Here is a 25,050-nt window from a genome sequence, read left to right on the forward strand (position 1 = left end):
GGCCCTCATCACGTCACGGTCAACTCACGTCCGCACGGCGGTCGTTACGCCGGAACGCTCGCCACACCCGGCGCCAGGAACGGCTTGCCGTTGACCCGCTCCGAGACACCCTCCCGGTCCAGGTACGGCGTGATGCCGCCCAGGTGGAAGGGCCAGCCGGCGCCCGTGATCAGGCACAGGTCGATGTCCTGCGCCTCGGCGACGACACCCTCGTCGAGCATCAGCCCGATCTCCTGCGCCACCGCGTCCAGGACCCGGTCCCGCACCTGCTCCTCGGTCAGCACGGAGTCGCCCTGCTGGAGCAACGCCGCGACCTCGGGGTCGAGTTCGGGCTTCCCGCTGTCGTAGACGTAGAAACCGCGCTTGCCCGCCTTGACGACGGCCGCGAGGTTCGGGGAGACCGTGAAGCGGTCAGGGAAGGCCCGGTTGAGGGTCTCCGAGACGTGCAGCCCGATGGCCGGACCGACCAACTCCAGCAGAACGAGCGGGGACATGGGCAGGCCGAGCGGCTCGACGGCCTTCTCCGCGACCGCGACCGGCGTGCCCTCGTCGATGACGTTCTGGATCTCGCCCATGAAGCGGGTGAGGATGCGGTTGACGACGAACGCCGGGGCGTCCTTCACCAACACCGCCGTCTTCTTCAGCTTCTTGGCCACCGCGAACGCGGTCGCGAGCGAGGCGTCGTCCGTCTGCTCACCGCGCACGATCTCCAACAGGGGCAGAATCGCCACCGGGTTGAAGAAGTGGAAGCCCACGACCCGCTCGGGGTTCTTCAGCTTCGACGCCATCTCGCTCACCGACAGCGAGGAGGTGTTGGTGGCGAGGATCGCGTGCGCCGGGGCGACCGCCTCGACCTCCGCGAACACCTGCTGCTTGACGCCGATCTCCTCGAAGACGGCCTCGATGATGAAGTCGGCGTCGGAGAAGCCCTCGGCCTTGTCCAGCACACCGGTGACCAGCGCCGTGAGGCGGTTGGCCTTGTCCTGGTTGATACGACCCTTGCCGAGCAGCTTCTCGATCTCGGCGTGGACGTAGCCCACACCCTTGTCGACGCGCTCCTGGTCGATGTCCGTGAGGACGACCGGTACTTCGAGGCGGCGCAGGAAGAGCAGGGCGAGCTGCGAGGCCATCAGACCCGCACCCACGACGCCGACCTTCGTCACCGGACGCGCCAGCGACTTGTCCGGCGCACCCGCCGGACGCTTGCCACGCTTCTGCACGAGGTTGAACGCGTAGATGCCGGCGCGCAGTTCGCCACCCATGATCAGGTCGGCCAGCGCCAAGTCCTCGGCGTCGTAACCCTGTTGGAGGTCGCCGTTCTTCGAGGCCTCGATGATGTCGAGGGCGCGGTAGGCGGCCGGGGCAGCCCCGTGCACCTTGGAGTCCGCGACGAAACGGCCCTTGGCGACGGCCTGGTCCCAGGCCTCGCCGCGGTCGATCGCCGGACGCTCGACCTTGATGTCGCCCTTGAGGAGGTTGGCCGTCCAGATCAGCGACTGCTCCAGGAAGTCGGCGCCCTCGAAGAGCGCGTCGGCGATCCCGAGGTCGAAGACCTGCTGGCCCTTGAGCTGCTTGTTCTGGTTGAGGCTGTTCTCGATGATCACCGAGACGGCCTTCTCCGCGCCGATCAGGTTCGGCAGCAGCGTGCAGCCGCCCCAGCCGGGGACGAGGCCGAGGAAGACCTCGGGCAGCGAGAACGCCGCGATGTGCTTCGAGACCGTGCGGTACTCGCAGTGCAGACCGACCTCGACGCCACCGCCCATGGCCGCGCCGTTGTAGTACGTGAAGGTCGGTACCGCGATGTCCGCGAGGCGCTTGAAGACCTCGTGGCCGCCCTTGCCGATGGCGAGCGCGTCGTCGTGGTTCTTGAGGAGCTCGACGCCCTTGAGGTCAGCGCCGACGGCGAAGACGAACGGCTTGCCGGTGATGCCGACACCAACGATCTCGCCGGCCGCCGCCTCCTTCTCGACCTGGTCGATGGCGGTGTCGAGGTTCGCCAGCGAGGCCGGACCGAAGGTGGTCGGCTTGGTGTGGTCGAAGCCGTTGTCCAGCGTGATGAGCGCGAACCGCCCAGCGCTGTACGGCAGTTCGAGGTGCCGGACGTGCGCGGACGTCACGACCTCGTCCGGGAACAGCTCGGCCGCACCCTTCAGAAGCTCGGTGGTGGTGCTCACTTGTCCCCCTCGAAGTGCGGGTTCTCCCAGATGACCGTGGCGCCCATGCCGAAGCCGACGCACATCGTCGTCAGGCCGTAGCGGACGTGTCGCTGCTCCTCGAACTGCCGGGCCAGTTGCGTCATCAGACGCACACCCGACGAGGCCAGCGGGTGACCGAAGGCGATCGCGCCGCCGTACTGGTTGACGCGCTCGTCGTCGTCCGCGATGCCGTAGTGGTCGAGGAAGGCCAGCACCTGTACGGCGAAAGCCTCGTTGACCTCGAAGAGGTTGATGTCCTCGATACCGAGACCCGCCTTGGCGAGCGCCTTCTCGGTCGCCGGGATCGGGCCGTAGCCCATGACCTCCGGCTCGACGCCCGCGAAGGCGTACGACACGAGACGCATCTTCACCGGCAGGTTGTTCTCGCGCGCGAAGTCCTCGCTGGCGATGATCGACGCGGTGGCACCGTCGTTGAGACCGGCCGCGTTGCCGGCGGTGACCCGCCCGTGCACACGGAACGGAGTCTTCAGCCCGGCGAGGTTCTCCAGGGTCGTCCCCGGACGCATCGGCTCGTCGGCGGTGACGAGACCCCAACCGACCTCGCCCACCTGCTCGTTGGTGTTGCGCACCGAGATCGGCACCAGGTCCTGCTGGATCTTGCCGTTGGCGTACGCCTTGGCGGCCTTCTCCTGCGAACGCACCGCGTACTCGTCGGCGCGCTGCTTGGTGATGTGCGGGTAGCGGTCGTGCAGGTTCTCCGCGGTCATGCCCATGAACAGCGCGGAGTCGTCGACCAGCTTCTCGCTCACGAACCGCGGGTTCGGGTCCACGCCCTCGCCCATGGGGTGGCGGCCCATGTGCTCGACACCACCGGCGATGACGGCGTCGTAGGCACCGAAGGCGATGGAGCCCGCGGTGGTCGTGACGGCGGTCAGCGCACCCGCACACATACGGTCGATCGAATAGCCCGGGACGGACTGCGGCAGCCCGGCGAGAATGCCCGCGGTCCGCCCCAGGGTCAGCCCCTGGTCACCGATCTGCGTGGTCGCGGCGATGGCGACCTCGTCGATCTTCGCGGGGTCGAGTCCGGGGTTGCGGCGCAGCAGCTCCCGGATCGCCTTCACGACGAGGTCGTCGGCCCGGGTCTCGTGGTAGATGCCCTTCGGGCCCGCCTTGCCGAACGGGGTGCGGACGCCGTCGACGAAGACGACGTCCCTGACGGTACGAGGCACGATTGGCTCTCCTCCAGGGTGCGGGATCGGCACTGCCGCGATGCGCTGAGCGCGCGCTCAGTACCCATGCTACTTGCGGGTAACCAACCTGCCCACCCCCGGGGCCCCAAGCGGCGAACGTCACACTGTGAATCCCGTTCCTCCCCACATGCTGCTACATGCGGCCTGAGGATCTTGGCGTGATCTCGATGGTCGCCGACTGGCTGAGGCGCCCCTGAAGGGGCGCGGGGCTGTGTCAATTTGCGGCTCCGCCGCGCGGGCGCGACCAGCCACCTCGACACCCCGGTCCCGCTTCCGAGGCCCTTGTCTTTAGAGGCGCGGGGCTGTATCGATATGCGGCTCCGCCGCGGGGCGCGACCAGCCACAGCGAGCCCGCACCCGCAAAACAACACAGACCCCTACGGCGCCTTCGCGGTCAACGCCTCCACCAAAACCGGCGCAACCTGCTCAACCTGCCAAGCCCGAGCCCCATACCCGGCAAGCGCGGCCCCCACGGACTCCACATCCACACTCTTCGGCGGCTCCCAGCAAACCCGCCGCACGGTGTCCGGAGTAATGAGGTTCTCCTGAGGCATGTTGAGCCCCTCGGCCACCGCCGACACCGCAGCCCGCGCCGCGGACAACCGAGCCGCAGCCTCAGGATCCTTGTCGGCCCATGCGCGGGGCGGAGGCGGCCCGGTAACAGGCTGCCCCGGCTGCGGCAACGCAGAGTCGGGAAGGGCCTTGGCCCGATCGACCGCCGCCTGCCACTGCTCCAGCTGCCGCCGCCCCATCCGATGCCCGAATCCGTTCAACCCGGCCAACGCCTGCACATCCAGCGGCAGTGCCAACGCCGCCTCCACGATCGCCGCGTCCGACAGCACCTTCCCCGGCGACACATCCCGCCGCTGCGCGATCCGGTCCCGCGTCTGCCACAGTTCCCGTACGACACCGAGCTGCCGACGCCGCCGCACCTTGTGCATCCCGGACGTACGACGCCACGGATCCTTGCGGGGCTCGGCCGGCGGCGCCGCGGCGATCGCGTCGAACTCCTGGCGGGCCCAGTCCAGCTTGCCCTGCCGGTCGAGTTCCTTCTCCAGCGCGTCCCGCAGATCGACGAGGAGTTCGACGTCGAGCGCGGCGTAGCGCAGCCAGGGTTCGGGCAGCGGGCGGGTGGACCAGTCGACGGCGGAGTGCCCCTTCTCCAGGACGAAACCCAGCACACCCTCGACCATCGCGCCCAGGCCGACCCGCGGGAATCCGGCGAGCCGACCCGCCAGCTCGGTGTCGAAGAGCCGCGTCGGCACCATGCCTATCTCACGCAGACACGGCAGGTCCTGGGTGGCGGCGTGCAGCACCCACTCGACGCCGGAGATGGCCGCACCGAGGCCGGAAAGGTCGGGGCAGGCCACGGGATCGATCAGTGCGGTGCCCGCGCCCTCACGGCGCAGCTGCACCAGATAGGCGCGCTGTCCGTAGCGGTAGCCGGACGCGCGCTCGGCGTCGACGGCCACGGGACCCGTGCCGGCGGCGAAGGCCGCGATCACCTCGGCGAGGGCGTCCTCGTCGGCGATCACGGGCGGAATGCCCTCTCGGGGCTCAAGCAAAGGGATCGGCGCCGTTTCGACGTCGTCCGGAGGGGCGCCTCCGGTGGTTCGCAGTGAGCTGTCTGCTGCGGTTTCTTGGGCGTCGGTCACCTGTCAAGGGTATCCGTGTATGGACAACGCCCGCCGACGGAACGTTCCGTCGACGGGCGTCTGGGGGTCGTAAACCAGTCAGGTAAGTGAAAGATCCGGTTCACGGCTCGAAGGGGGAGCGGGAAGGAGAGCCGAAGGGGGTGTGGGGACGGGGTTGCGGGACAGGGTCAGTGGATGATTCCGGTGCGCAGCGCCACCGCGACCATGCCGGCGCGGTCACCCGTGCCGAGCTTGCGGGCGATGCGGGCGAGGTGGCTCTTGACGGTCAGTGCGGACAGGCCCATGGAGACGCCGATCGCCTTGTTCGACTGGCCCTCCGCGACCAGACGCAGGACCTCGACCTCTCGGCCGGACAGTTCGCGGTAGCCACCCGGGTGGCTCGGGGAACCCGGGGGGCGGCGGTGCATACGGGCGGCGGCGGAGCCGATGGGGGCGGCGCCGGGTCGGGTGGGGAGCCCGACGTTGTTGCGGGTGCCGGTGACGACGTAGCCCTTGACGCCGCCCGCGAGGGCGTTGCGCACGGCACCGATGTCGTCGGCGGCGGACAGGGCCAGGCCGTTGGGCCAGCCTGCGGCTCTGGTCTCGGAGAGCAGGGTGAGACCGGAACCGTCGGGAAGGTGGACGTCTGCCACACAGATGTCACGGGGGTTGCCGATGCGGGGACGAGCCTCCGCGACGGACGAGGCCTCGATGACGTCGCGCACACCGAGCGCCCACAGGTGGCGGGTGACGGTGGAGCGTACGCGCGGGTCGGCCACGACCACCATGGCGGTCGGCTTGTTCGGGCGGTAGGCGACCAGGCTTGCGGGCTGCTCGAGGAGAACGGACACCAGGCCTCCTGGGGTGTGGGACGACTTTCAAGGTCACAGTCGTCTTCGGCACCAAACCCCAGGTCCTTTAGAGAAAGATCACGATTTAGTGAGTATCAATCAGTGCAATTCGGACACGCTGTCGATCGTTCGGTGAACGAAACGGCTCGTTCGATGGGCCACTCCTGATTGAAAGTGGCCGTATCGACAAAGACACCGGAAGTGATCGGTAAGACCTCGGTGTGCCTCGGGTAAGGCTCAGCGTGACTGCGGGCCCCGGCGTTGCGGCAGCGTGACGATGGACGCGTCGCCCGGACCCGCCGGCGGCAGGCCCGCGACCTGGGCCAGCAGATCGCACCAGGAGGCCAGATGCGCCGCCGTGTCCGGAACACCGCCCAGCCCCTCGCGCGGAGTCCACGAGGCGCGGATCTCGATCTGGGACGCGGACGGCCGCTCGGACAGCCCGCCGAAGTAGTGGGAGCTGGCCCGCGTGACGGTGCCGCTCGGCTCGCCGTACGTCAGTCCGCGCGCCTGGAGCGCACCGGTCAGCCATGACCAGCACACGTCGGGCAGCAGCGGGTCCGCCGCCATCTCCGGCTCCAGCTCCGCGCGCACCAGCGTCACCAGCCGGAACGTGCCGTGCCAGGCGTCGTGCCCGGCCGGGTCGTGCAGCAGCACCAGCCGGCCGTCGGCCAGGTCCTGGTCGCCGTCGACGACCGCTGCCTCCAACGCGTACGCGTAGGGGGCGAGCCGCTGGGGCGCGGGCGTCGGATCGATCTCGATCTGCGGCCGCAGCCGGCTGTTCCGCAGCGCCTGGACCGCTGCCTGGAAAGCCGGCGGCGCCGTACCGCCCCCATCCCGGTCCCCCTCCTTGGAGTCGTCCATCCCGTCAGCGCCATCCGACAATCGTCCCTGAGCCGCAGCCATGCGGGAAGATTAAGGGGAACGGAGGCATCGTGCGGGACTAGACACCCGCTCTTGCGTTCAGCACACCGTGTAATCGCGTTCTGCCGCCGTGCGAGACTTGCCCCCGTGAGTGCCAACCAGAGCCCCGCGGGCCAGCAGCAGACCGCCACTTACGACTCCGCCTTCATGAAGGCGTGCAGGCGCGAGCCCGTCCCGTACACGCCGGTGTGGTTCATGCGGCAGGCCGGGCGCTCGCTGCCGGAGTACCACAAGGTGCGTCAGGGCATCCCCATGCTGGAGTCCTGCACGCGGCCCGAGCTGGTCACCGAGATCACCCTCCAGCCGGTGCGCCGGCACGACGTGGACGCGGCGGTCTACTTCAGCGACATCGTCGTCCCCCTCAAGGCCATCGGCATCGACCTCGACATCAAGCCCGGCGTCGGCCCGGTCGTCGAGAAGCCGATCCGCACCCGCGCCGACCTGGCCCAGCTCCGCGACCTCACCCCCGAGGACGTCTCCTACGTCACGGAGGCCATCGGCCTGCTGACCGCCGAGCTCGGCTCCACCCCCCTCATCGGCTTCGCCGGCGCCCCGTTCACCCTCGCGAGCTACCTCATCGAGGGCGGCCCGTCCCGCACGTACGAGAACGCCAAGGCGATCATGTACGGCGACCCCGAGCTCTGGGCCGACCTCCTCGACCGCCTCGCCGACATCACGGCCGCCTTCCTCAAGGTCCAGATCGAGGCGGGTGCCAGCGCCGTCCAGCTCTTCGACTCCTGGGCCGGCGCGCTCGCCCCGGTCGACTACCGCCGCTCGGTGCTCCCCGCCTCCGCGAAGGTCTTCAAGGCCGTCGAGGGCTACGGCGTCCCGCGCATCCACTTCGGTGTCGGCACCGGCGAGCTGCTCGGCCTGATGGGTGAGGCCGGCGCGGACGTCGTGGGCGTCGACTGGCGCGTCCCGCTGGACGAGGCCGCTCGTCGCGTCGGCCCCGGCAAGGCGCTCCAGGGCAACCTCGACTCGACCGTCCTGTTCGCCCCCACGGAGGCCGTCGAGGCGAAGACCCGCGAGGTCCTCGACTCGGCCAAGGGCCTGGAGGGGCACATCTTCAACCTCGGGCACGGCGTGATGCCGTCCACCGACCCGGACGCGCTCACCCGGCTCGTCGAGTACGTCCACACGCAGACGGGCCGATAGGCGCGCTCACCACGTGTGCCGGGGCCGGGCCCGCCTGCCGAACAGCAGGCCGCGCGGTTCCGGCGGCGGGGGCGTGCCCGCCTTGAGCGGCCAGGCCAGCAGCATGCCCGCCAGGAACCCGACGACATGCGCCGCGTACGCCACGGTGCCCGCGTCGGAGACGCCCTCGCCGGACGAGTAGAACGCCTGGAGCACGAACCAGAAGCCCAGCACCAGCCAGGCCGGCAGGCGCAGCGGCAGGAAGAACAGGAACGGCACCAGGACCCACACCCGGGCCTTCGTGTACAGCACCAGATAGGCGCCCAGGACACCGGCGATCGCCCCGGAGGCGCCGATCAGCGGGTCGGTCGAGTCGGCGTTGAGCAGCGCGAAGCCGTAGCCCGCCGCGTAACCGCACACTACGTAGAAGAGCGTGTAGCGGATGTGGCCCATGCGGTCCTCGACGTTGTTGCCGAAGATCATCAGGAACAGCATGTTGCCCAGCAGGTGGATCCAGCTGCCGTGCAGGAACATCGCGGTGAAGACGCTCAGCGGGGCCGACTTGTCGTAGGCCGGCGGGCCCACGGCGCAGCCCGCGCCACCGGGGCCGGCCTGGACGGCGCCGGTCGGGACGACCTGGGGCATCTGATGGTGGATCAACTCCCGCGGTACGGCCGCGTAGTGGTCCAGGAACGCCTGCAGATGGCACAGCTGCGAGAGGTCGCTGCCGCCCGCCACGGAACCCGCTATTCCGGGCGTGAACAGGAAGACGAGCACGTTCGCGGCGATGAGCGCATACGTCACCCAGGGGGTGCGGCGCACCGGGTTCACGTCATGGACGGGGATGACCACAAGGGATTAGTGCCCCCGATCCGCGCGGTGAACCGGTGAACACCGCCGTCCGCCTGTGCGTATGAGTCCTCAACCGCCTGCGGCGCGGGGAAGGCGTGTCGCGGGGACGACGTGAGGAACAGGCGATGAACGACCGGATTTCCCCTCAGATGACCGCCACGCCCGACGGCGAGGCCGAGATCTCCCTGGTGGTGCGCCTCCCCTGGGAAGACGTCGCCAGGCTCGGCCAGGAAGCGGGACGCCTGGCCGCGCAGATGCAGCGGCCGGTGACCCTGGACGAGGCGGTGAGCAACCGGCTGCGGTCCAACGCGCTGGGCGCCCACGCGAAGCCCGCGACGGCGGCACAGCCCGCCGCGATGATGCCGCCGAGCGCGTCGGTGTCCTCGCTGCCCGCCAGGCCGCCGGCCGAGCAGGCACGGCAGGCCATAGACCGCATCAACGGAACGGCGTAACCACTCTCAACGCCCGGTCGCCCGGACCTTGGCGGTCGCTTTTCGGGCCGCCACCAGGACCGGGTCCCAGACCGGTGAGAACGGCGGGGCGTAACCCAGGTCCAGGGCCGTCATCTGCTCCACCGTCATCCGGGCCGTGAGGGCGACCGCCGCGATGTCGACACGCTTCGCGGCGCCCTCCCGGCCGACGATCTGCACGCCCAGGAGACGGCCGGTGCGGCGTTCGGCGAGCATCTTCACCGTCATGAGGGAGGCCTCGGGGTAGTAGCCCGCGCGGCTGGTCGACTCGATGGTGACCGCCTCGTACTGCAGCCCCGCGCGGTGGGCGTCCTTCTCGCGCAGTCCGGTACGCGCGATCTCCAGGTCGCACACCTTGCTCACGGCCGTACCGACCACCCCCGGGAAGGTCGCGTAGCCGCCGCCCACATTGGTGCCGATGACCTGCCCGTGCTTGTTGGCGTGGGTCCCCAGGGCGATGTGCCGCTCCTGCCCGGAGACCAGGTCGAGGACCTCGACGCAGTCGCCCCCGGCCCAGATGTTCTCGTGCCCGCGCACCCGCATCGCCATGTCGGTGAGCAGCCCGTCGTGCTGTCCGATCGGCAGCCCGGCCGCCTTAGCGAGCCTCGTCTCGGGCCGCACCCCGATCCCCAGCACCACCACGTCCGCCGGATACTCCGCGTCCTCGGTGACCACCGCCCGCACTCGCCCGTCGTCCCCGGTGCGCAGCTCGGTGACATGGGCTTCGTTGACCATGGTGATGCCCAGGCCCTCCATCGCCTTGTGCACCAGCCGCCCCATGTCCGGGTCGAGCGTGGACATCGGCTCCTTGCCCCTGTTGACGACGGTCACGTCATACCCGCGGTTGACGAACGCCTCCGCCATCTCGACCCCGATGTACCCGGCCCCGACCACCACGGCCCGACGCCCACGCGTGCGTGCCAGCGAATCGAGCAACGCCTGCCCGTCGTCGAGCGTCTGCACCCCGTGCACCCCGGGGGCGTCCACCCCGGGCATGTCGGGCCGGATCGGCCGCGCCCCGGTCCCGATCACGAGTTTGTCGTACGACGTCCAGGACTCGGCCCCGGAATCGACGTCACGCGCGCGTACCCGGCCGCCCGCGACGTCCAGCTCCACGACCTCGGTCCGCATCCGCAGGTCGATGTCACGCGCCCGGTGCTCCTCGGGGGTGCGGGCGATCAACTCCTCCGGCGCGGACACGTCACCGCCCACCCAGTAGGGGATGCCGCACGCCGAGTACGACGTGAAGTGGCCGCGCTCGAAGGCCACGATCTCCAGTTCGTCCGGCCCTTTCAGGCGACGTGCCTGCGACGCCGCGGACATGCCCGCGGCGTCGCCTCCGATGACGACCAGTCGTTCCCGGGTACCCCTCGCACGGCTCATGTCCATGCGAACACGCTACGGGGGCCGGTCATTTCAGTCCTGCCCACCCGACTCCTCCAGCCGGGCCGCCGGAACGGCCGCGGCCCGACGCGGCCGTACGAGACGCAGCCACACGACGAGGGCCAGCGCCGCCAGGGCCGCGAACGGCAGCACCGCGCCGAGCGCCAGGGCGATCCAGCGCAGCATCGTCACGAAGACGTGCCAGCCGCCCGCCACGGCGTCCACGAAGCCGGGGCTGTCGTCCTTGGCGGCGGCCTTCGCGACCGGGGTCTGCGACAGGGACAGGGTGATGGTGGCCAGGCCGGTGCGGTCCTTCAGGGAGGCCTGTTGGGCGAGCAGCGCCTCCAGGTCGGACTCGCGGGTGCTCAGCTCGCCCTCCAGCTCCACCACATCGCTGAGCTTGGTGGCCCGGTCCATCAGCTCACGCACGCGTGCCACGCTGGCCCGCTGCGAGGTGATGCGGCTCTCCACGTCCACGACCTGATCGGTGACGTCCTGAGCCTTCGCGGTCCGCTCCAGGAGCTTGCCCGCGCCCTCCAGATCGGCGAGGACCTCGTCGTACTTCTCGGTGGGCACCCGCAGGACGACCCGGGTGCGCTCGTGGCCCTGCCCGTCGCGGCTGGTCGACTCGTTGCCGACGAACCCGCCCGCGTTCTCGGTGGTGGTCCGCGCCTCGTCGAGCGCCTTCGGTACGTCCTTGACCCGCACCGACAAGGACGCCGTACGAATGATGCTGCTCGCGGTGAGCTTGGGCGTCGTCTTGGTGTTCCTGGCGTTGCCGCTGCCGGACGCGCCCTCCTGCTGGGCGGTGTCCGGGACGGCTGCCTTGGCGCCCGCGCCGACATCGCCGGCGCTGGTGCTCTTGTCGCTCTCGCCGCCGCTGCACCCGGCCAGCGCGAGCGCCGAGGCCAGCAGCAGACCGGCCAGGGCCTGGACGGGTCGTGCGGAGTGTCGTGTGCGCATGGGTCGGTACCCCCGAGGGTCGTCGTGACGACTGACGCTCCTTCGACGCCGGGACCGGGCGGGACGTTGGCGGGAAACGGTCCCGATGCGGTCACGGTCGGGACTCGCACCGGACACCGGGCCGGAGCCGGACTGTCCGTGGGGTCTGAGAGGCTGGGAACATGCACGAAGTGGAGACCCGTACGGGCACAGGGCATGTCGTCGTCATCGGCGCCGGGATCGGCGGGCTGGCCGCCGCACACCGGCTGCTGGACAGAGGCGCGCGCGTGACCGTCGTCGAGGCGTCGGACCGGGTCGGCGGCAAGCTGCTGCCCGGCGAGATCGCGGGCGCCCGCGTGGACCTCGGCGCCGAGTCGATGCTGGCCCGCCGACCCGAGGCCGTCGCCCTGGCCCGCGAGGTCGGCCTCACCGACAGGCTCCAGCCGCCCGCCACGGCCACCGCGTCGATCTGGACCCGGGGTGCCCTGCGCCCCATGCCCAAGGGCCACGTCATGGGCGTCCCCGGCACCGCCGCCGCCCTCTCCGGAGTCCTCTCGGACGAGGGCCTGCACCGCATCGAGCGCGACGCCGATCTGCCCCGCACCGAGGTCGGCGACGATGTCGCGGTCGGCGAGTACGTGGCGGCACGCCTCGGCCGCGAGGTCGTCGACCGCCTCGTCGAGCCCCTCCTGGGCGGGGTCTACGCGGGCGACGCGTACCGCATCTCGATGCGCGCCGCGGTCCCGCAGCTGTACCAGGCCGCGAAGACCCACGACTCCCTCACCGAGGCCGTCCGGGGCATCCAGGAGCGCGCCGCCGCCGCACAGCAGACCGGCCCCGTCTTCATGGGCATCCAGGGCGGAGTGGGCCAACTCCCGCTCGCCGTCGCGGAGTCGGCACGCGCGCGGGGCGCCGAGATCCTCACCGGGACACCGGTCACGGAGCTGCGCCGGAGCGGGGCCTCGGGCTGGCAGGTCGTCGCCGGAGACCGCGTGCTCGACGCCGACGGAGTGATCGTCGCCGTACCCGCCCCGGTCGCCGCCGAGCTGCTGCGGCCCGAAGCGCCGGGCGCCGCCGCCGAGTTGGGCGCCGTCGAGTACGCGTCGATGGCCCTGATCACCCTCGCCTACCGCCGCGCGGACATCGAACTCCCCGAAGGCAGCGGCTTCTTGGTGCCGCCGGTCGACGGCCGCACCATCAAGGCGTCCACCTTCGCCTCCCAGAAGTGGGGCTGGATCGCCGACGAGAACCCGGACGTGCTGATCCTGCGCACCTCGGTGGGCCGGTACGGCGAGACGACGATCCTGGAGCGCGACGACACCGGCCTCGTGGACGTCTCCCGGCACGACCTGCGCGAGGCCACCGGCCTCGACGCCACGCCCCTCGAAACCCGAGTCACCCGCTGGACCGACGGCCTGCCCCAGTACCCGGTCGGCCACCACGCGCGCGTGACCCGCATCCGCGAGCACGTGGGCAAACTCCCCGGCCTGGCGGTCTGCGGCGCGGCCTACGACGGTGTCGGCATCCCGGCCACCATCGCGAGCGCGTACGCGGCCGTCGAGCGGCTGACCGGTGACCCGGTGCCGAGCGCCTCCGGCGGAGCGGGAGAATAGCCCCATGAGCGACGACGCCCCCACCACCGAGCCCGGCCGTGTCCCGAACAAGGGCAAGCTGGCCAAGGACCTCAACGAGGCCATCCGCTACACGTTGTGGTCCGTCTTCAAGCTGAAGGACGTACTGCCTGAGGACCGCGCGGGATACGCCGACGAGGTCCAGGAGCTCTTCGACCAGCTCGCCGCGAAGGACGTCACGGTCCGCGGCACGTACGACGTGTCGGGCCTGCGCGCCGACGCCGACCTCATGATCTGGTGGCACGCCGAGACCGCCGACCAGCTCCAGGAGGCGTACAACCTCTTCCGCCGCACGAAGCTGGGCCGCGCCCTGGAGCCGGTCTGGTCGAACATGGCGCTGCACCGCCCCGCCGAGTTCAACCGCTCGCACATCCCGGCCTTCCTGGCCGACGAGACGCCGCGCAACTACATCAGCGTGTACCCGTTCGTGCGCTCCTACGACTGGTACCTGCTCCCCGACGAGGACCGCCGCCGCATGCTCGCCGACCACGGCAAGATGGCCCGCGGCTACGCGGACGTCCGCGCCAACACGGTCGCGTCCTTCTCCCTCGGCGACTACGAATGGCTCCTGGCCTTCGAGGCCGACGAACTCCACCGCATCGTCGACCTCATGCGCCACCTCCGAGCCTCCGAGGCCCGCATGCACGTCCGCGAGGAGGTCCCCTTCTACACGGGCCGCCGCAAGGACATCGCTGACTTGGTAGCAGGCCTGGCGTAGTTCTTTTAGGGGCGCGGGGCTGTGTCGATATGCGGCTCCGCCGCGTGAGCGCGACCAGCCCCCACCGGGCGGCAGACTACTTACTGCCCGGTCGCGCAGCCTTCGGCTCAGCATGCGGCGCACAAGCAGCCCGCCGCTCCGGCAACCGCCCTTCCAGCAGGTAAGCGTCCAGATACCCGTTGACGCACTTGTTGGCCCCACCGGCGATCCCATGAGTCCCGGCATCCCGCTCGGTCACCAACACCGAGTCGGACAGGCGCCGTTGCAACTCAAGCGCCCCGTCGTACGGAGTCGCGGCGTCCCGCTCGGCAGCAAGAATGAGTACCGGCGGCAACTCACCAGGCCCGGTCCGCACATCGAGAGGCTGCTGACGCGGCGCGGGCCAGTACGCGCACGGCAGATTCATCCACACGTTGTCCCACGTCTCGAACGGCGCCACCCGCGCCAGCCGCGTGTTGTCCCGGTCCCAGACACTCCACTCGGTAGGCCAGGCCGCGTCATTGCACTCTACGGCCGTGTACACCGCGTTCCCGTTCTCCGCCTCGACGGCCGCCCCCGGCGTCGGCCCGGCCTGCTGGATCAACTGCTTCGGGTCGCCCTTCAGGTACGACGACAACGCGGCGGCACTGTGCGGCCAGTAGTCGTCGTAGTACCCGGCGGACAGGATCGCGCCCTGCAACTGCGCAGGACCGACCTTCCCGCCCGCGGGCTTCTCGGCGAGCCGCGCCTCGGCCTTGCGGTAGTTGCCGAGCACCTTCTCCGCCGTGTCGCCGAGGCCGTAGACGTCGTCGTGCTTGGCGATCCACTCGCGGAAGTCCGTCCAGCGGCCCTCGAACGCGGCCGACTGGTCGAGGTTGTTGCGGTACCAGATCTGCTCGGGGTCCGGGTTCACCGCCGAGTCGAACACCATCCGCCGTACGTGGGACGGGAACAGCGTCGCGTACAGCGCTCCGAAGTAGGTGCCGTAGGACGCGCCCATGAACGTCAGTTTGTCCTCGCCCAGCGCGGCGCGCAGGACGTCCAGGTCGCGGGCGTTGTTCAGGGAGTTGTAGAAGCGGAGCTTGCTGCCGGAGCGCTTGGCGCAGCCGCGTGCGTAGCTCTTGGCCTCGGCGATGCGTTCCTTCTTGTACGACTCGGAGGGGTAAGTCGGCGACTGCGAGGGCGCCTTGAAGAAGTGCTTGGGGTCCTCGCAGGACAGTGGCGCCGACTTGTCGACCCCGCGCGGGGCGTAGCCGACGAGGTCGTAGGCCGACGCGATGCGCTTCCACTCGGGGAGCATGCCGATCAGCGGGAAGTAGAGGCCGGAGGCGCCGGGGCCGCCCGGGTTGTAGACCAGGGAGCCCTGGCGGGGGACTCTGCGCTTGCTGTTGTGCGGGTCCTTGTGGGTCGCGCGGGCCCGGCCGACGGTCAGTTTGATCTGCTTGCCGTCGGGGTGCGCGTAGTCGAGCGGGACGGAGACCGTGCCGCACTCCATGGTGCCGGGCAGGTCCTGCGCGTCGGGGCACTTCCCGAAGTCGATGCCCCGCGCGCGGGCGTGCGCGGCGGCCAGCGCGGTGCCGGTCGCCTCGGCGGCCCGGACGCCGGGAACGCCCGGGGTGCCGGTGGCCGGGGCGGCGGCGAGGGTGGTCAGCAGCAAGGACCCGGCGGCCGAGTACAGGGCGGCGGCTCGCATGGTGGGGTATCCCTTCGGAGCACGGCAGCAACAAAGGGGATGTTTCGTTCGCTTGTTGACGAAGGCAAGCACCGTCGGGCGGTGTCGGCCCCAATGACCCCTGTGCGCCCCCGGGGAGCGCCTTCACGCTGTGGTCAGCGGCGCCACTCGTCGAACTGCTCGCGGTACTGCTCGCGATGCGCGAAGGCCGCCCGCAGATCCGGCTCACCGACCGCGCGGATGCCGCGTACGGCGACGGACGTCAGATACGTACGGTCGTCCCCGCTGCCCGCGTGCCGCGCAAGCGTGCCCAGCAGCCGCTGACCGGCCGGGGAGGCCCAGCGCGAGTACGGGTGCACCTCGACCCGCGCGATGGCCAGACAGCTCAGCGTGAGGGCGAGCGGCAGCCCGAACCAGAGCGCGACCAGCCCCCGCGGCATCTCGGCCCCCGGCGTCAGCAGCGCGATCGCGCCCAGCGCGAGCACGACGAGCGCGGCGCCCCGCACCTGCCGCACCCCCGCCGCAACGGTCGTACCACTCCCGTCCGGTACGGCGAGACCCGCGTCGACGAGCCGGACCGCGACGTCGCGCACCGCGTCCGTGGCCGCCGCGTTGGCCCGCACCGGGCCGATCCTGGACTGCCCCTCGGGCCCTATGGCGCCTATCACCGACCGCTCGATGGCGTCCCGGCCGCGCGGGTCGACGACGGTCGCCCAGCCGGTGTGCGCGAGCAGCAGCCGGTGCTGCCGCGCCATGGAGACGAGCGTCAGATCGGCGACCCGCGCGGGACCGCCGGACAGGAACGCCGCCTCGTAGAGCGTCAGATCGTGTCCTTGGCCCGCGTCGTCCGCGTCGACGGCCGCCGCTCTGACGGCGGCCAGGCACAGCCGCGTGCACGCCGTGCCGGCGACGGCCCAGGCCAGGAGCAGGAGGAGGACCCAGAACATGCCAAATTTCTATGCCAAAGGCCCAGTGCGACGCCATGCCTTGTTCACAATCCGGACGGAGCGTTGTCGGTATGTGACGTTCCGAATGTCCGGAAACGAACCACGGCCGAAAACAGGTCTACGGCTGGTTCGGCGCCGGTGGGCTGGAGGCGGCCGACGGGAGCGCGTAGGTCGGGGCGACCGACGGGGCCAGCGGGACGACCTGGCCGGGGTCGGCCGCGGCGGAGACGCTGGGTACGGGCGAGCTCGACGCCGCCATGTCCCGGGCCAGCGCGCCGAAGTCGACGTAACCGGTGGCCTCCAGGACCTTGATGTGGTCCAGGACGGTCGTGTTCGCGTCGTCGGCGAGGGCGCGGACCAGGGAGTTCTGCGTGGTGGCGCGGACCTGCGCGACCACCGTGAACACCCTGCCGTGCGCGAGACGCAGGATGTTGGCGAACTCGCGGTCGAAGTCCACGCCCTGCGCCGCGTTCAGCGTGGCGAGCCACTGCTGTTGCTGCGCGTTGGGCTGGTTCGGCAGCGGCAGCCCGAGCCGGGCGGCGACGTCGCGCACCCGCTCGTCGAGGAACGTGTGCCCGTCGATGAGGTGCTGACCCGCCGTCCGCACGGCAGCGGTCGTGCCCTTCTCCTCGGCCTGCTGCCCGGCCGGCAGCTCCCACAGCCCGGCCAGCCGGACCTTGGTGACGAAGTCCCGGTCCAGCGCGGACAACGGCCCGTACTGCGTGGTCACGGTCTGGTCGCTGAGCACGCTGGCACCGGTCGTCCCGGACCGGTCGGCATAGGACCAGACCGGGAAGATCAACGCGGCCAGGGTCGCGGTCAGGCCGATGACGATGACGCCGGTGCCACTGAATATGCCTCGGCCCTGTACGGGGGGTCGCGGTCGCATGGGGTGCCTCCTGTTACGGCACCGCACGTGAGTGTGCTTTTCGTGCGCTTCTCGTGCGGAACCGCAATATTACTGTGGAGTCACTGTCACCTTCCAAGGCCCCACGTCAGCGCCGCCGCCCGCCCGTGGTCGCCCCCTCAACGCCGCAGCAGCACCCGCCGGGTGGCGCGGGCGAGCCGGACCGCGGGCCGCGTCGAACGCGGCGCGGGTCCCGAGCGCTCCAGCCACCACTCCCGCAGCTCCCGCCGCGCCCCGACGTCCTCGGGCCCACCCGAGAGCAGCAACTGCCCGGCGAAGTCCAGCGCGTCACGCCGGTAACCGCCGGTCATCGGGTGCGAGTGCGCGTACGCGAGGAAGGCCGGCCGGTACGACTCCCCGAGGATCACCGGCAGTTCGGGAGCCACTTTGGCCACGACATCGGCCCGCTTCACCCCGAGCGCCCGCGCCTGCACACCGAGCCGCATCCGGTCGAACCCGTCGGGGACGGGCGTCCCGGCGACCAGGGCGGAGAGCAGGGCGGTCTGGGCGAGGGCGAGGCGTTGACGGGCGCAGTCGGAGGACTGCCGTACGGCCGGGGGAGTGGGAGGGGTGGGCTGAGCAGAGGCGGTGACGGTCTCGGGCGTGGGTGCCGCCTCCCGCGAGGGCACCCTGCTCGCGGCCGACCGTGCCCACCCCTTGGTCAGCGCCCCCTGAATTGCCTCCAACTCCCGCTCCAGCAAGGCCGGTTCGGGGAAGTTGTCGTCGCGCTCCAGCAGCACCCCCGGCGGGGAGACGCGGGACGCCAGGTCGGTGAGGATCGCGAGGACGGAGGCGGGGACCGGGTGGGCGTGGGTGTCGTGCCAGACGCCGTCGCGTTCGACGCCGCCCGCGACATGGACGTAGGCGATGGCCTCGACGGGCAGTTCGGCGAGGGCCTTGGCCGAATCCTCGCCGCGGTTGACGTGGTTGGTGTGCAGGTTCGCGACGTCGATGAGGAGCCGTACGCCCGTGCGGTCGGCCAGTTCGTAGAGGAACTGTCCCTCGGTCATCTCCTCGCCCGGCCAGGCGAGCAGCGCGGCGATGTTCTCGACCGCGAGGGGTACGGGCAGCGCGTCCTGGGCGATGCGGATGTTCTCGCAGAGCACGTCGAGGGCGTCCCGGGTGCGCGGGACGGGCAGCAGGTGCCCGGCTTCCAGGAGCGGCGAGGCGGTCAGCGGGCCGCCCGCGCGGACGAACGCGATGTGCTCCGTGACCAGCGGCGCCCCCAGCGCCTCGACCCGCTCGGCGAGTGCCGTCAGCCTGCCCTCGTCGGGGCGGTCGGCGCCGCCGAGGCCGAGGGAGACACCGTGCGGGATCACGGTCACGCCGCGCTCGCGCAGCCGTATCAGCGAGTCGGGGAGGTGGCCGGGACAGACGTTCTCGGCCACGGCCTCGACCCAGTCGATGCCCGGCATACGCTCCACGGCGTCCGCGATCTCCGGCCGCCAGCCGATGCCCGTTCCCAGTCGCTCCATCGTCCGTCCCCGTTCTCCAGGCAAGCCATGAACTCCACAAGTTCGCTGTTCGGTGTGACGGGGGTATCACCCACGGGCAAGGCCCCGAACCTCGGCCGCGTCACCTTCAGAGCAACATTTGAGGTTCGGGGCCAGTACTCGGGCGGCCGGGGCGAGGTCTAGCCCAGCACGCCGTTCGAGTCGACCGGATCAGGTCGGCCGGTGTTGACCGTGCCCGGGGCCGCCGGGGACGGCCGGGAGGTGGTCCGGATGTTCGGGCTCGCCTCGGCGACGGGGGCCGAGGGCGCCACCTGGCCGGGCACCGGCGCGGCGGGGCCGGTCGGGCTGGCGGTCGAGGCGTTCGCGATCCCGTTGGCGATGGCGTCGAAGTCGACCCGCCCGGTCTTCTCCAGGATCGTGATGTGGTCGAGCACGGTCTGGTTGGTGTCCGAGGCCAGCTGCCGCACGAGGGTGTTGCGCGTGCTGTTCCGTACGGCGCCGATGGCCGGGAAGATCTTGCCGTGCGCGGCCCGCAGCAGGTTGACGAACTTGTACTCGTACTCGGTGCCGGTCGCCGCGCTCATCTCCCGCAGCCAGCCCTGCTGTTGCTCGTTCGGCACATTGGGCAGCGCGACATTGAGCTGGGCAGCGACGATCCGCACCCGCTTGTCGAGGTCGGTGTGGCCGACGATGAGATGGTCCCCGGCCTCCTTGATCGCCTGGCTGGGCGCCCGCTCGATCGCCTGCTGCCCGGCCGGCAGCTCCCACAGCCCGGCCAGCCGCACCCGCACGATCAGATCCCGGTCGGCGGCCGTCAACGGCCCCCACTCGGTGTTCACGGTGCCCGCCGCCACGTTCGCCTGCCCGGTCCCCCCACGGTCGGCGTACGACCACACGGGAAAGACGAGCGCACCGGTGGTGGCGACGATGGTCGCGATGAACACAGCCGTACCGTTGATACGACGCAAGGGAGCCTCCCGGGGAAACCAACTGGTCGTTGGAAAAGTGACGCTTGGCCAGTGCCAGGAGGTACGCGCGGGCATGTCGCCTTGTTCAAAGGGAGGGCAGGTTCTCTCAAAGGGCAGGCAAAGGAAGCGAGTTCAGCGGCTCTTCGTCGGCCAGTGCTCCGGTGTCCGGCCCAGCAGTCGTAGCGCCTCGTCCAGCGGACCGGCGTCCGGCGGTACGGCGAGCGGCGGGGCGAAGGCGAACTCCGGTCCGCGTACGGCCGGTTCGGTGGGCACCAGTCGGGCCACCACCAGCGCGATGTCCAACACGTCGTCCGGCAGGTCGAGTTCCACGCCGAGGGCGGCGGCGACGTCCCAGGCGTGGACGACGTAGTCGATGAAGTGGAAGCCGATCGCCGTCCGGCCGGGGAAGCTCGCGCCCAGCTCCGGAAGCGCGAACTCCCGCTCGGTGGCGCCGGGTTCGGCGAACGCGGCGAGGACGGCGGTGGCCGCCGCGCGGTGCGTCCGGGCCGGCTCGCTCAGGTCCGCCGGCTCCCGCCAGTACACCCTGTCCCGGCCCGCCCCGCGTGCGGCGGCCGCGAACCCGTGATGCTGCGCGGCCATGTGCGCCACGAGCCGCCGCAGGTTCCACCCCGCGCAGGGGGTGTCCCGCTCCCAGTCCTCCTCCTGCGCCAACTCCACTACGCGCAGCGCCTCGTACACGGCGATCCGGTCGAGCTCGACGATATCCGTTCCGGTGGGTGTCATGGGATGTGAGCCTAAAACTGTGCGAACGGTCGTGCTACTTGTTTTCGGCCGAAGTGCCAGGGAGATGTAAATGCGGTGCGGATCACGGGACTTGAGGGACCTGAGGTACCTGAGGAACTTCCGAAGGGGTTACGGCCGCGCCCCGCAGCCGTGCCGCTATGCCGACACGGGCCCGGCGGTACGCGGTCTCCTCGTCGTGCAGTACGGAGACCACGTTGGCCGTCTCCATCAATGCGACGATCTCGAAGGCGAGTTGGGGTATGTCGGTGTCGGCCCGCAACTCGCCCGCGTCCCGGGCCTCGGCGACCGTCCGCTCCACGAGGGCCGTCCAGTCCCGCTGCGCGCCGACCACCGCGTCGTGCACCGGTCCGGACCGGGCGTCGAACTCGGCGATGACCTCGTAGAAGAAGCAGCCGCCCGGGAAGACCCGCCCCCGCGAGTACTCCAGCCACAGCTCGCACAGCCGCCACAACCGGCCTACGCCAGCCGGGAGTTCGGCGGCGGGCCGGATGACCTTCTCGGTGTAGATGCGGGCGGCCTCGCGCACGGTGGCCAGTTGCAGCTCCTGCTTGGAGCCGAAGAGGGCGAACACCCCGCTCTTGCTGAGCTCCAGCTCGGTGGCCAACCGGCCGACGGACAGCGCCTCCAGGCCCTCGACGGAGGCGATGTCGACGGTACGGCGCAGGACGAGTCGCCGGGTGCGGTTGCCCCGCTCGACCCGGCCGTCGAGTCGTGTCATAGCCGCATCCCCGTCAGCCGTCCTCGTCGCTCCGCCTGCGCTCATGGTGGTCCACCCTAAGCAACACAGGGGAAACGCACCCTTCCTAGGATGCGGCGGATGCACCTGATCGTCCTGGACGCCCCCACCGAGTGGAGCCGGTTCGCCGAGGGTTCCGTCGAGCGCCGCATGCTGCTCGCGCTCGGCGACCACCTCGGTACGCCGCTGCGGCCGAAGCCGCTCATGCTGCCCGACGGCAGCCGGGTCGAGGTCGAGGGGATCGACGCGGGCTGCCGCGTACTGGTCCAACTGGTCGGCAACCAGGGCGCGTACAAACCGGCCTACCGCAACAAGGTCATGGCGGACATGTTCAAACTGCTCTGGTTGCGGGAGTCCGTACCGACCGCCGAGCGCGCGGTGCTGCTGGTCACCGAGCTGATCGTGCAGGCCCTCGGCGGCTGGGTGGCGCGCGCCGCGGCGGACCTCGGGATCGAGATCCACGTCTTCGACGGCAGCACGGTCGCTCCGCTCCGATCTTCTTCGAAGCCAGACGTAAAACGCCCGTAACAGTCAACTGCGCTGTCCCGAAACACAATCTTCCTACGGTCGGGGGCACCTAAGCGGATTTCCGCGTGGCAGTCAGTCGCACTCGCTACGCACGCTCTCCGACTTCCAGGATCGGGCACTCGTGCCCGCGACATGGATGGGAGCGTGAAGGTGACTGGTACGCCAGCACTCGAACTGCGGTCGGTACGACGGGTCTACGGCTTCGGGTCCGCCGCCACCACGGCCCTCGACGACGTCCACCTGACGGTGCCGTCGGGCCGTTTCGTCAGCCTCATCGGCCCCAGCGGCTGCGGTAAGTCCACCCTGCTGCGTCTCGTCGCGGGCCTCGAACAGCCGGACCTCGGCGAGGTGTTGGTGCACGGGGTGACACCGGCGGACGCCTGCGCGGCCAAGATGATCGGCCTGGTGCCGCAGAGCCCCGCGCTGCTGCCGTGGCTGTCCGTCCTGCGCAACGTCACGCTGCCGCAGAAGATCAACCGGGGTGCGGGCAAGCGGCGTGAACGCATCGCCGACTTCGCCGAGCGGCAGGCCGCGGCCGTCCCCGACATGAAGGAACTCCTCGTCAAGGCCGGTCTCGGCGACGCCCTGCACAAACTTCCCGCCCAGTTGTCCGGCGGCATGCGCCAACGCGCCGCGATCGTGCGGGCGTTCGGCCTGCAACCCGACGTGCTGGTCATGGACGAGCCCTTCTCGGCGCTCGACGAGTTCACCCGCGAGAGCCTTCAGGACCAACTCCTCGATCTGTGGGAGGAGTTGAGGACGACGGTGCTGTTCGTCACCCACTCCGTCTCCGAGGCCGTACGGCTCTCCGACACCGTCGTCGTCATGGCGCCGAACCCCGGCCGCATCGTCGAGAGTATCGACGTCGATCTGCCCCGGCCGCGCGGTGAACGGCTCTTCGGGGAACGGCGGTTCCACGAGTACGAGGACCTGGTGAGAGAGCGGCTGCGGCGCGCGTGGAGCAGTGAGGCCGCGTGAGTGGGGGCGTGAGGGACATGACCGTCGCCGACGAACGCACCACCGCTCCGGTGGCGAAGACGCCTCCGCCCGTCGAACCGTCCCGGTTCAGCCTGAAGCACCCGAGGTCGCGGATCGCGTGGATCCGGCCGGCCGTGTGGCTGCCGCTTGTCGTGATGCTGGTGCTGCTTGGCGGGCTCTGGCATTGGGGGGCTGAACAACTTCCCTATCTGCTACCGCCGTTGTCGGATGTCGGTAGCTCCCTCTCCGATGAACTCGGTTACTACGTCCACAACGCGCTGGTGACCCTTGGTGAGGCTACGGCCGGGCTGGGGATGGGGTTCGTGGGCGCGTTTGTCCTCGCGGTGCTGACGAGTGAACTGCCGTTGGTGCGGCGGGCGGTGATGCCGATCGCGGTCGTCCTCAATGTCACGCCGCTGGTGGCTGTCGCGCCGGCCCTTGTCGTGGCTTTCGGGTTCGGGCCGATGCCCAAGCTGATCATCACTGGGCTGATCTGTTTCTTTCCGATTCTCATCAACACGGCTACGGGGTTGCGGTCTGTGCCGCAGCAGGTGTTGCAGGTGTACCGGACGATGGATGCGAGTCGGGTCGAGTTGCTGTGGCACGTGCGCATTCCTCATGCCCTGCCGTATCTCTTTCCTGCGCTGCGGATTGTCTTTCCGCTGTCGATCATCGGGGCGGTGGTGGCGGAGATGTCGGCGTCCGGGTCTACCGGGGGGCTCGGTACCGCGATCAGTGTGGCCTCCTCGATGAATCAACTCCCTGTTGTTTACGCCTCGATCCTCGTGCTTGCGGTGATGGGCGTGTTGCTGTTGCTTGCGGTGACTGTCGTTGAGCGGCGTGTGCTGCATTGGCACGACAGTACGGATTGAGCCTGACAGCACGGTTGTTATCTGCGGGCCGGTGGGGGCTGGTCGCGCCCGCGCGGCGGAGCCGCATATCGATACAGCCCCGCGCCCCTTTCGGGGCGCTCAACTCACCGGCGTACAGCCAGTTTGGAGTCACCCATGCCTCGTTATCGCCTCACCAGATCTACCCTCGTCGCCGCCGTGTTGGTGCTCGGAGTCGCCGGATGCGGTTCCGGCTCGGACGACAGCACCTCCGCCGGATCGGCAGGTTCCGCCATCTCCGCGAAGCGGTGTGCTGAGAACAAGGCCGCCGGGAAGATCACGTATCTCTCCGGCTACCAGTTCCAGTCCTCGGTCTCGATCCTCGAATACATCGCCGCTGCCAAGCTCGGCTACTTCAAGGACCTTTGCCTCACCGTCGATCTCAAGCCCGGTAGTGGCGACACCGCGCAGAACACCAAGCTGCTCGCCGGGGGACAGGCGACCGTGTCCGCGATCTCCGAGCAGGATCTGATCCAGGCGCAGGCCAACGGGATTGATATCAAGGGGATTTCCTCGTACTCGAATGCCGGGCTCGACATTCTGATGACCAACAAGGACATCACCGATCTGACCCAGCTGGACGGGAAGGTCGTCGGGCACAAGGGGTATGTCCCCGCCACCGTCGAGGCGATGCTGGTCAAGGCGGGCGTGAAGTGGGACTCGCTGAAGTTGGTCAAGGAGGGGTACGACCCCTCGGTGCTGCCGCGCAAGCAGGGTGGCCTCGAAGCGCTCACCGGGTTCATCTCGAACGAGCCCAACCAGCTCAAGGCGGCCGGCAAGGACGTCACCGTGTGGAAGCCGGTCGACTACAAGATCCCGAGTTCGATCGGCGCGATGGCGGTCAACCCGGCGTTCGCCAAGGCGCATCCGCACGCCGTCGAGGACATTCTCCGGGCCGCCCTGCACGCGTACGCGTACTGCTCCGCCAGTGAGGCGCACATCAGTGAATGCGTCGGGTACGCGGCCAAGTTGTCCGGCCCGACCTATGACAAGAAGCTGAACGCGACGATCTGGAAGACCGAGACACAGGTCGTCAAGGAGAACCCGACGCCGGGGCAGCCGCTGGGCGGGATCGACTCCGCCAACGTCACCCAACTCGTCGCCATGCTGCACCAGTTCAGGATCGTGCCGAGCAGTGTGACCGCCGCCAAGGCCACGGGGTGGTTCGACACCTCCTTCGTCAAGGACATCTACAGCGGCGACAAGCTCGTCTGGCCCGCGCCGTAAGAACGCAAAGAAGCGCAGAACCGCAGAGCCGTAGAACGCAGAACCGCAGAG

23 protein-coding genes are annotated in these 25,050 nt (G+C 70.0%); 8 read left to right on the forward strand and 15 right to left on the reverse strand.

All coding sequences use genetic code 11. The features are described from left to right. Nucleotides 1-44 precede the first annotated feature (44 nt). The 5 genes from OG588_RS37930 to OG588_RS37950 form a co-directional block, all read right to left on the reverse strand. Nucleotides 45-2,174, reverse strand: a complete 2,130-nt coding sequence (locus tag OG588_RS37930; RefSeq protein ID WP_405951159.1) for a 3-hydroxyacyl-CoA dehydrogenase NAD-binding domain-containing protein — start codon at nucleotides 2,172-2,174, stop codon at nucleotides 45-47. Then, nucleotides 2,171-3,388, reverse strand: a complete 1,218-nt coding sequence (locus OG588_RS37935) for a thiolase family protein (RefSeq protein ID WP_405951160.1) — start codon at nucleotides 3,386-3,388, stop codon at nucleotides 2,171-2,173. Before OG588_RS37935 ends, OG588_RS37930 begins: the two co-directional genes overlap by 4 nt. A 398-nt stretch (nucleotides 3,389-3,786) precedes the next feature. Then, nucleotides 3,787-5,064: an HRDC domain-containing protein gene (locus OG588_RS37940; RefSeq protein WP_405951161.1), complete on the reverse strand. Its 1,278-nt coding sequence runs from the start codon at nucleotides 5,062-5,064 to the stop codon at nucleotides 3,787-3,789. Nucleotides 5,065-5,231: 167 nt separating this feature from the next. Continuing rightward, nucleotides 5,232-5,894: a response regulator transcription factor gene (locus tag OG588_RS37945; RefSeq protein WP_019063311.1), complete on the reverse strand. Its 663-nt coding sequence runs from the start codon at nucleotides 5,892-5,894 to the stop codon at nucleotides 5,232-5,234. A 237-nt stretch (nucleotides 5,895-6,131) separates the two neighbouring features. Further along, nucleotides 6,132-6,758: a DUF3000 domain-containing protein gene (locus tag OG588_RS37950; protein ID WP_019063312.1), complete on the reverse strand. Its 627-nt coding sequence runs from the start codon at nucleotides 6,756-6,758 to the stop codon at nucleotides 6,132-6,134. Between the two features lie 147 nt (nucleotides 6,759-6,905). On the opposite strand from OG588_RS37950, the gene hemE reads away from it, so the two are divergent. Further along, nucleotides 6,906-7,973, forward strand: coding sequence for a uroporphyrinogen decarboxylase (hemE, locus tag OG588_RS37955; RefSeq protein WP_405951162.1), 1,068 nt, complete (start codon nucleotides 6,906-6,908; stop codon nucleotides 7,971-7,973). 6 nt (nucleotides 7,974-7,979) lie between these two features. Here the strand turns inward: hemE and OG588_RS37960 are convergent, their stop codons facing one another. After that, nucleotides 7,980-8,804, reverse strand: coding sequence for a rhomboid family intramembrane serine protease (locus OG588_RS37960; RefSeq protein ID WP_405951163.1), 825 nt, complete (start codon nucleotides 8,802-8,804; stop codon nucleotides 7,980-7,982). A gap of 125 nt (nucleotides 8,805-8,929) precedes the next feature. On the opposite strand from OG588_RS37960, the gene OG588_RS37965 reads away from it, so the two are divergent. Then, nucleotides 8,930-9,256, forward strand: a complete 327-nt coding sequence (locus OG588_RS37965; protein ID WP_019063315.1) for a hypothetical protein — start codon at nucleotides 8,930-8,932, stop codon at nucleotides 9,254-9,256. Between the two features lie 6 nt (nucleotides 9,257-9,262). Here OG588_RS37965 and OG588_RS37970 read toward each other — a convergent pair whose 3' ends face one another. Together OG588_RS37970 and OG588_RS37975 are read right to left on the reverse strand one after the other, a co-directional pair. Next, nucleotides 9,263-10,663 (reverse strand): FAD-dependent oxidoreductase, encoded by a 1,401-nt coding sequence (locus OG588_RS37970; protein WP_405951164.1) that lies wholly within the window; start codon nucleotides 10,661-10,663, stop codon nucleotides 9,263-9,265. Between the two features lie 27 nt (nucleotides 10,664-10,690). Continuing rightward, on the reverse strand, nucleotides 10,691-11,620 hold the full coding sequence (locus tag OG588_RS37975) for a DUF4349 domain-containing protein (protein ID WP_405951165.1): 930 nt from the start codon (nucleotides 11,618-11,620) through the stop codon (nucleotides 10,691-10,693). A 161-nt stretch (nucleotides 11,621-11,781) separates the two neighbouring features. On the opposite strand from OG588_RS37975, the gene hemG reads away from it, so the two are divergent. Both hemG and hemQ read left to right on the forward strand, forming a co-directional pair. Beyond that, entirely contained in the window at nucleotides 11,782-13,212 is a 1,431-nt protein-coding gene (hemG, locus tag OG588_RS37980) for a protoporphyrinogen oxidase (RefSeq protein WP_405951166.1), read from the forward strand. Between the two features lie 4 nt (nucleotides 13,213-13,216). Beyond that, entirely contained in the window at nucleotides 13,217-13,948 is a 732-nt protein-coding gene (hemQ, locus tag OG588_RS37985) for a hydrogen peroxide-dependent heme synthase (protein WP_405951167.1), read from the forward strand. A 76-nt stretch (nucleotides 13,949-14,024) separates the two neighbouring features. Here hemQ and OG588_RS37990 read toward each other — a convergent pair whose 3' ends face one another. The 7 genes from OG588_RS37990 to OG588_RS38020 form a co-directional block, all read right to left on the reverse strand. After that, nucleotides 14,025-15,620 (reverse strand): alpha/beta hydrolase, encoded by a 1,596-nt coding sequence (locus OG588_RS37990; RefSeq protein WP_405951168.1) that lies wholly within the window; start codon nucleotides 15,618-15,620, stop codon nucleotides 14,025-14,027. Between the two features lie 134 nt (nucleotides 15,621-15,754). Then, complete coding sequence (locus tag OG588_RS37995; protein WP_393031519.1) at nucleotides 15,755-16,546, reverse strand: TIGR04222 domain-containing membrane protein; 792 nt, start codon at nucleotides 16,544-16,546, stop codon at nucleotides 15,755-15,757. Between the two features lie 118 nt (nucleotides 16,547-16,664). After that, nucleotides 16,665-17,435: a DUF4142 domain-containing protein gene (locus OG588_RS38000; protein WP_405951169.1), complete on the reverse strand. Its 771-nt coding sequence runs from the start codon at nucleotides 17,433-17,435 to the stop codon at nucleotides 16,665-16,667. Nucleotides 17,436-17,572: 137 nt separating this feature from the next. Next, a complete protein-coding gene (locus OG588_RS38005) occupies nucleotides 17,573-18,928 on the reverse strand; it encodes a DUF692 domain-containing protein (protein WP_405951170.1) in 1,356 nt (451 codons plus the stop codon). Between the two features lie 158 nt (nucleotides 18,929-19,086). After that, nucleotides 19,087-19,875 (reverse strand): DUF4142 domain-containing protein, encoded by a 789-nt coding sequence (locus tag OG588_RS38010; RefSeq protein ID WP_405951171.1) that lies wholly within the window; start codon nucleotides 19,873-19,875, stop codon nucleotides 19,087-19,089. 132 nt (nucleotides 19,876-20,007) lie between these two features. Next, on the reverse strand, nucleotides 20,008-20,619 hold the full coding sequence (locus OG588_RS38015) for a TIGR03086 family metal-binding protein (protein WP_405951172.1): 612 nt from the start codon (nucleotides 20,617-20,619) through the stop codon (nucleotides 20,008-20,010). Nucleotides 20,620-20,701: 82 nt separating this feature from the next. Next, nucleotides 20,702-21,403, reverse strand: coding sequence for a TetR/AcrR family transcriptional regulator (locus tag OG588_RS38020; RefSeq protein ID WP_405951173.1), 702 nt, complete (start codon nucleotides 21,401-21,403; stop codon nucleotides 20,702-20,704). A 54-nt stretch (nucleotides 21,404-21,457) separates the two neighbouring features. Here OG588_RS38020 and OG588_RS38025 point away from each other — a divergent pair, with 54 nt between their 5' ends. From OG588_RS38025 to OG588_RS38040, 4 genes are all read left to right on the forward strand, one after another. Next, the gene (locus OG588_RS38025; protein ID WP_405951174.1) at nucleotides 21,458-21,904 is read left to right on the forward strand and encodes a hypothetical protein; all 447 of its coding nucleotides are present in this window, start codon (nucleotides 21,458-21,460) and stop codon (nucleotides 21,902-21,904) included. Between the two features lie 150 nt (nucleotides 21,905-22,054). Continuing rightward, the gene (locus OG588_RS38030; RefSeq protein ID WP_405951175.1) at nucleotides 22,055-22,882 is read left to right on the forward strand and encodes an ABC transporter ATP-binding protein; all 828 of its coding nucleotides are present in this window, start codon (nucleotides 22,055-22,057) and stop codon (nucleotides 22,880-22,882) included. A gap of 17 nt (nucleotides 22,883-22,899) precedes the next feature. Beyond that, nucleotides 22,900-23,754, forward strand: coding sequence for an ABC transporter permease (locus OG588_RS38035; RefSeq protein WP_405951176.1), 855 nt, complete (start codon nucleotides 22,900-22,902; stop codon nucleotides 23,752-23,754). A gap of 135 nt (nucleotides 23,755-23,889) precedes the next feature. After that, nucleotides 23,890-24,999 carry an ABC transporter substrate-binding protein gene (locus OG588_RS38040; protein WP_405951177.1) on the forward strand — a complete coding sequence of 370 codons (1,110 nt, stop codon included), beginning with the start codon at nucleotides 23,890-23,892 and terminating at the stop codon, nucleotides 24,997-24,999. The last annotated feature ends 51 nt before the right edge of the window (nucleotides 25,000-25,050 follow it).

Source organism: Streptomyces prunicolor (assembly GCF_045162825.1).
Classification (GTDB): Bacteria; Actinomycetota; Actinomycetes; order Streptomycetales; family Streptomycetaceae; genus Streptomyces; species Streptomyces prunicolor.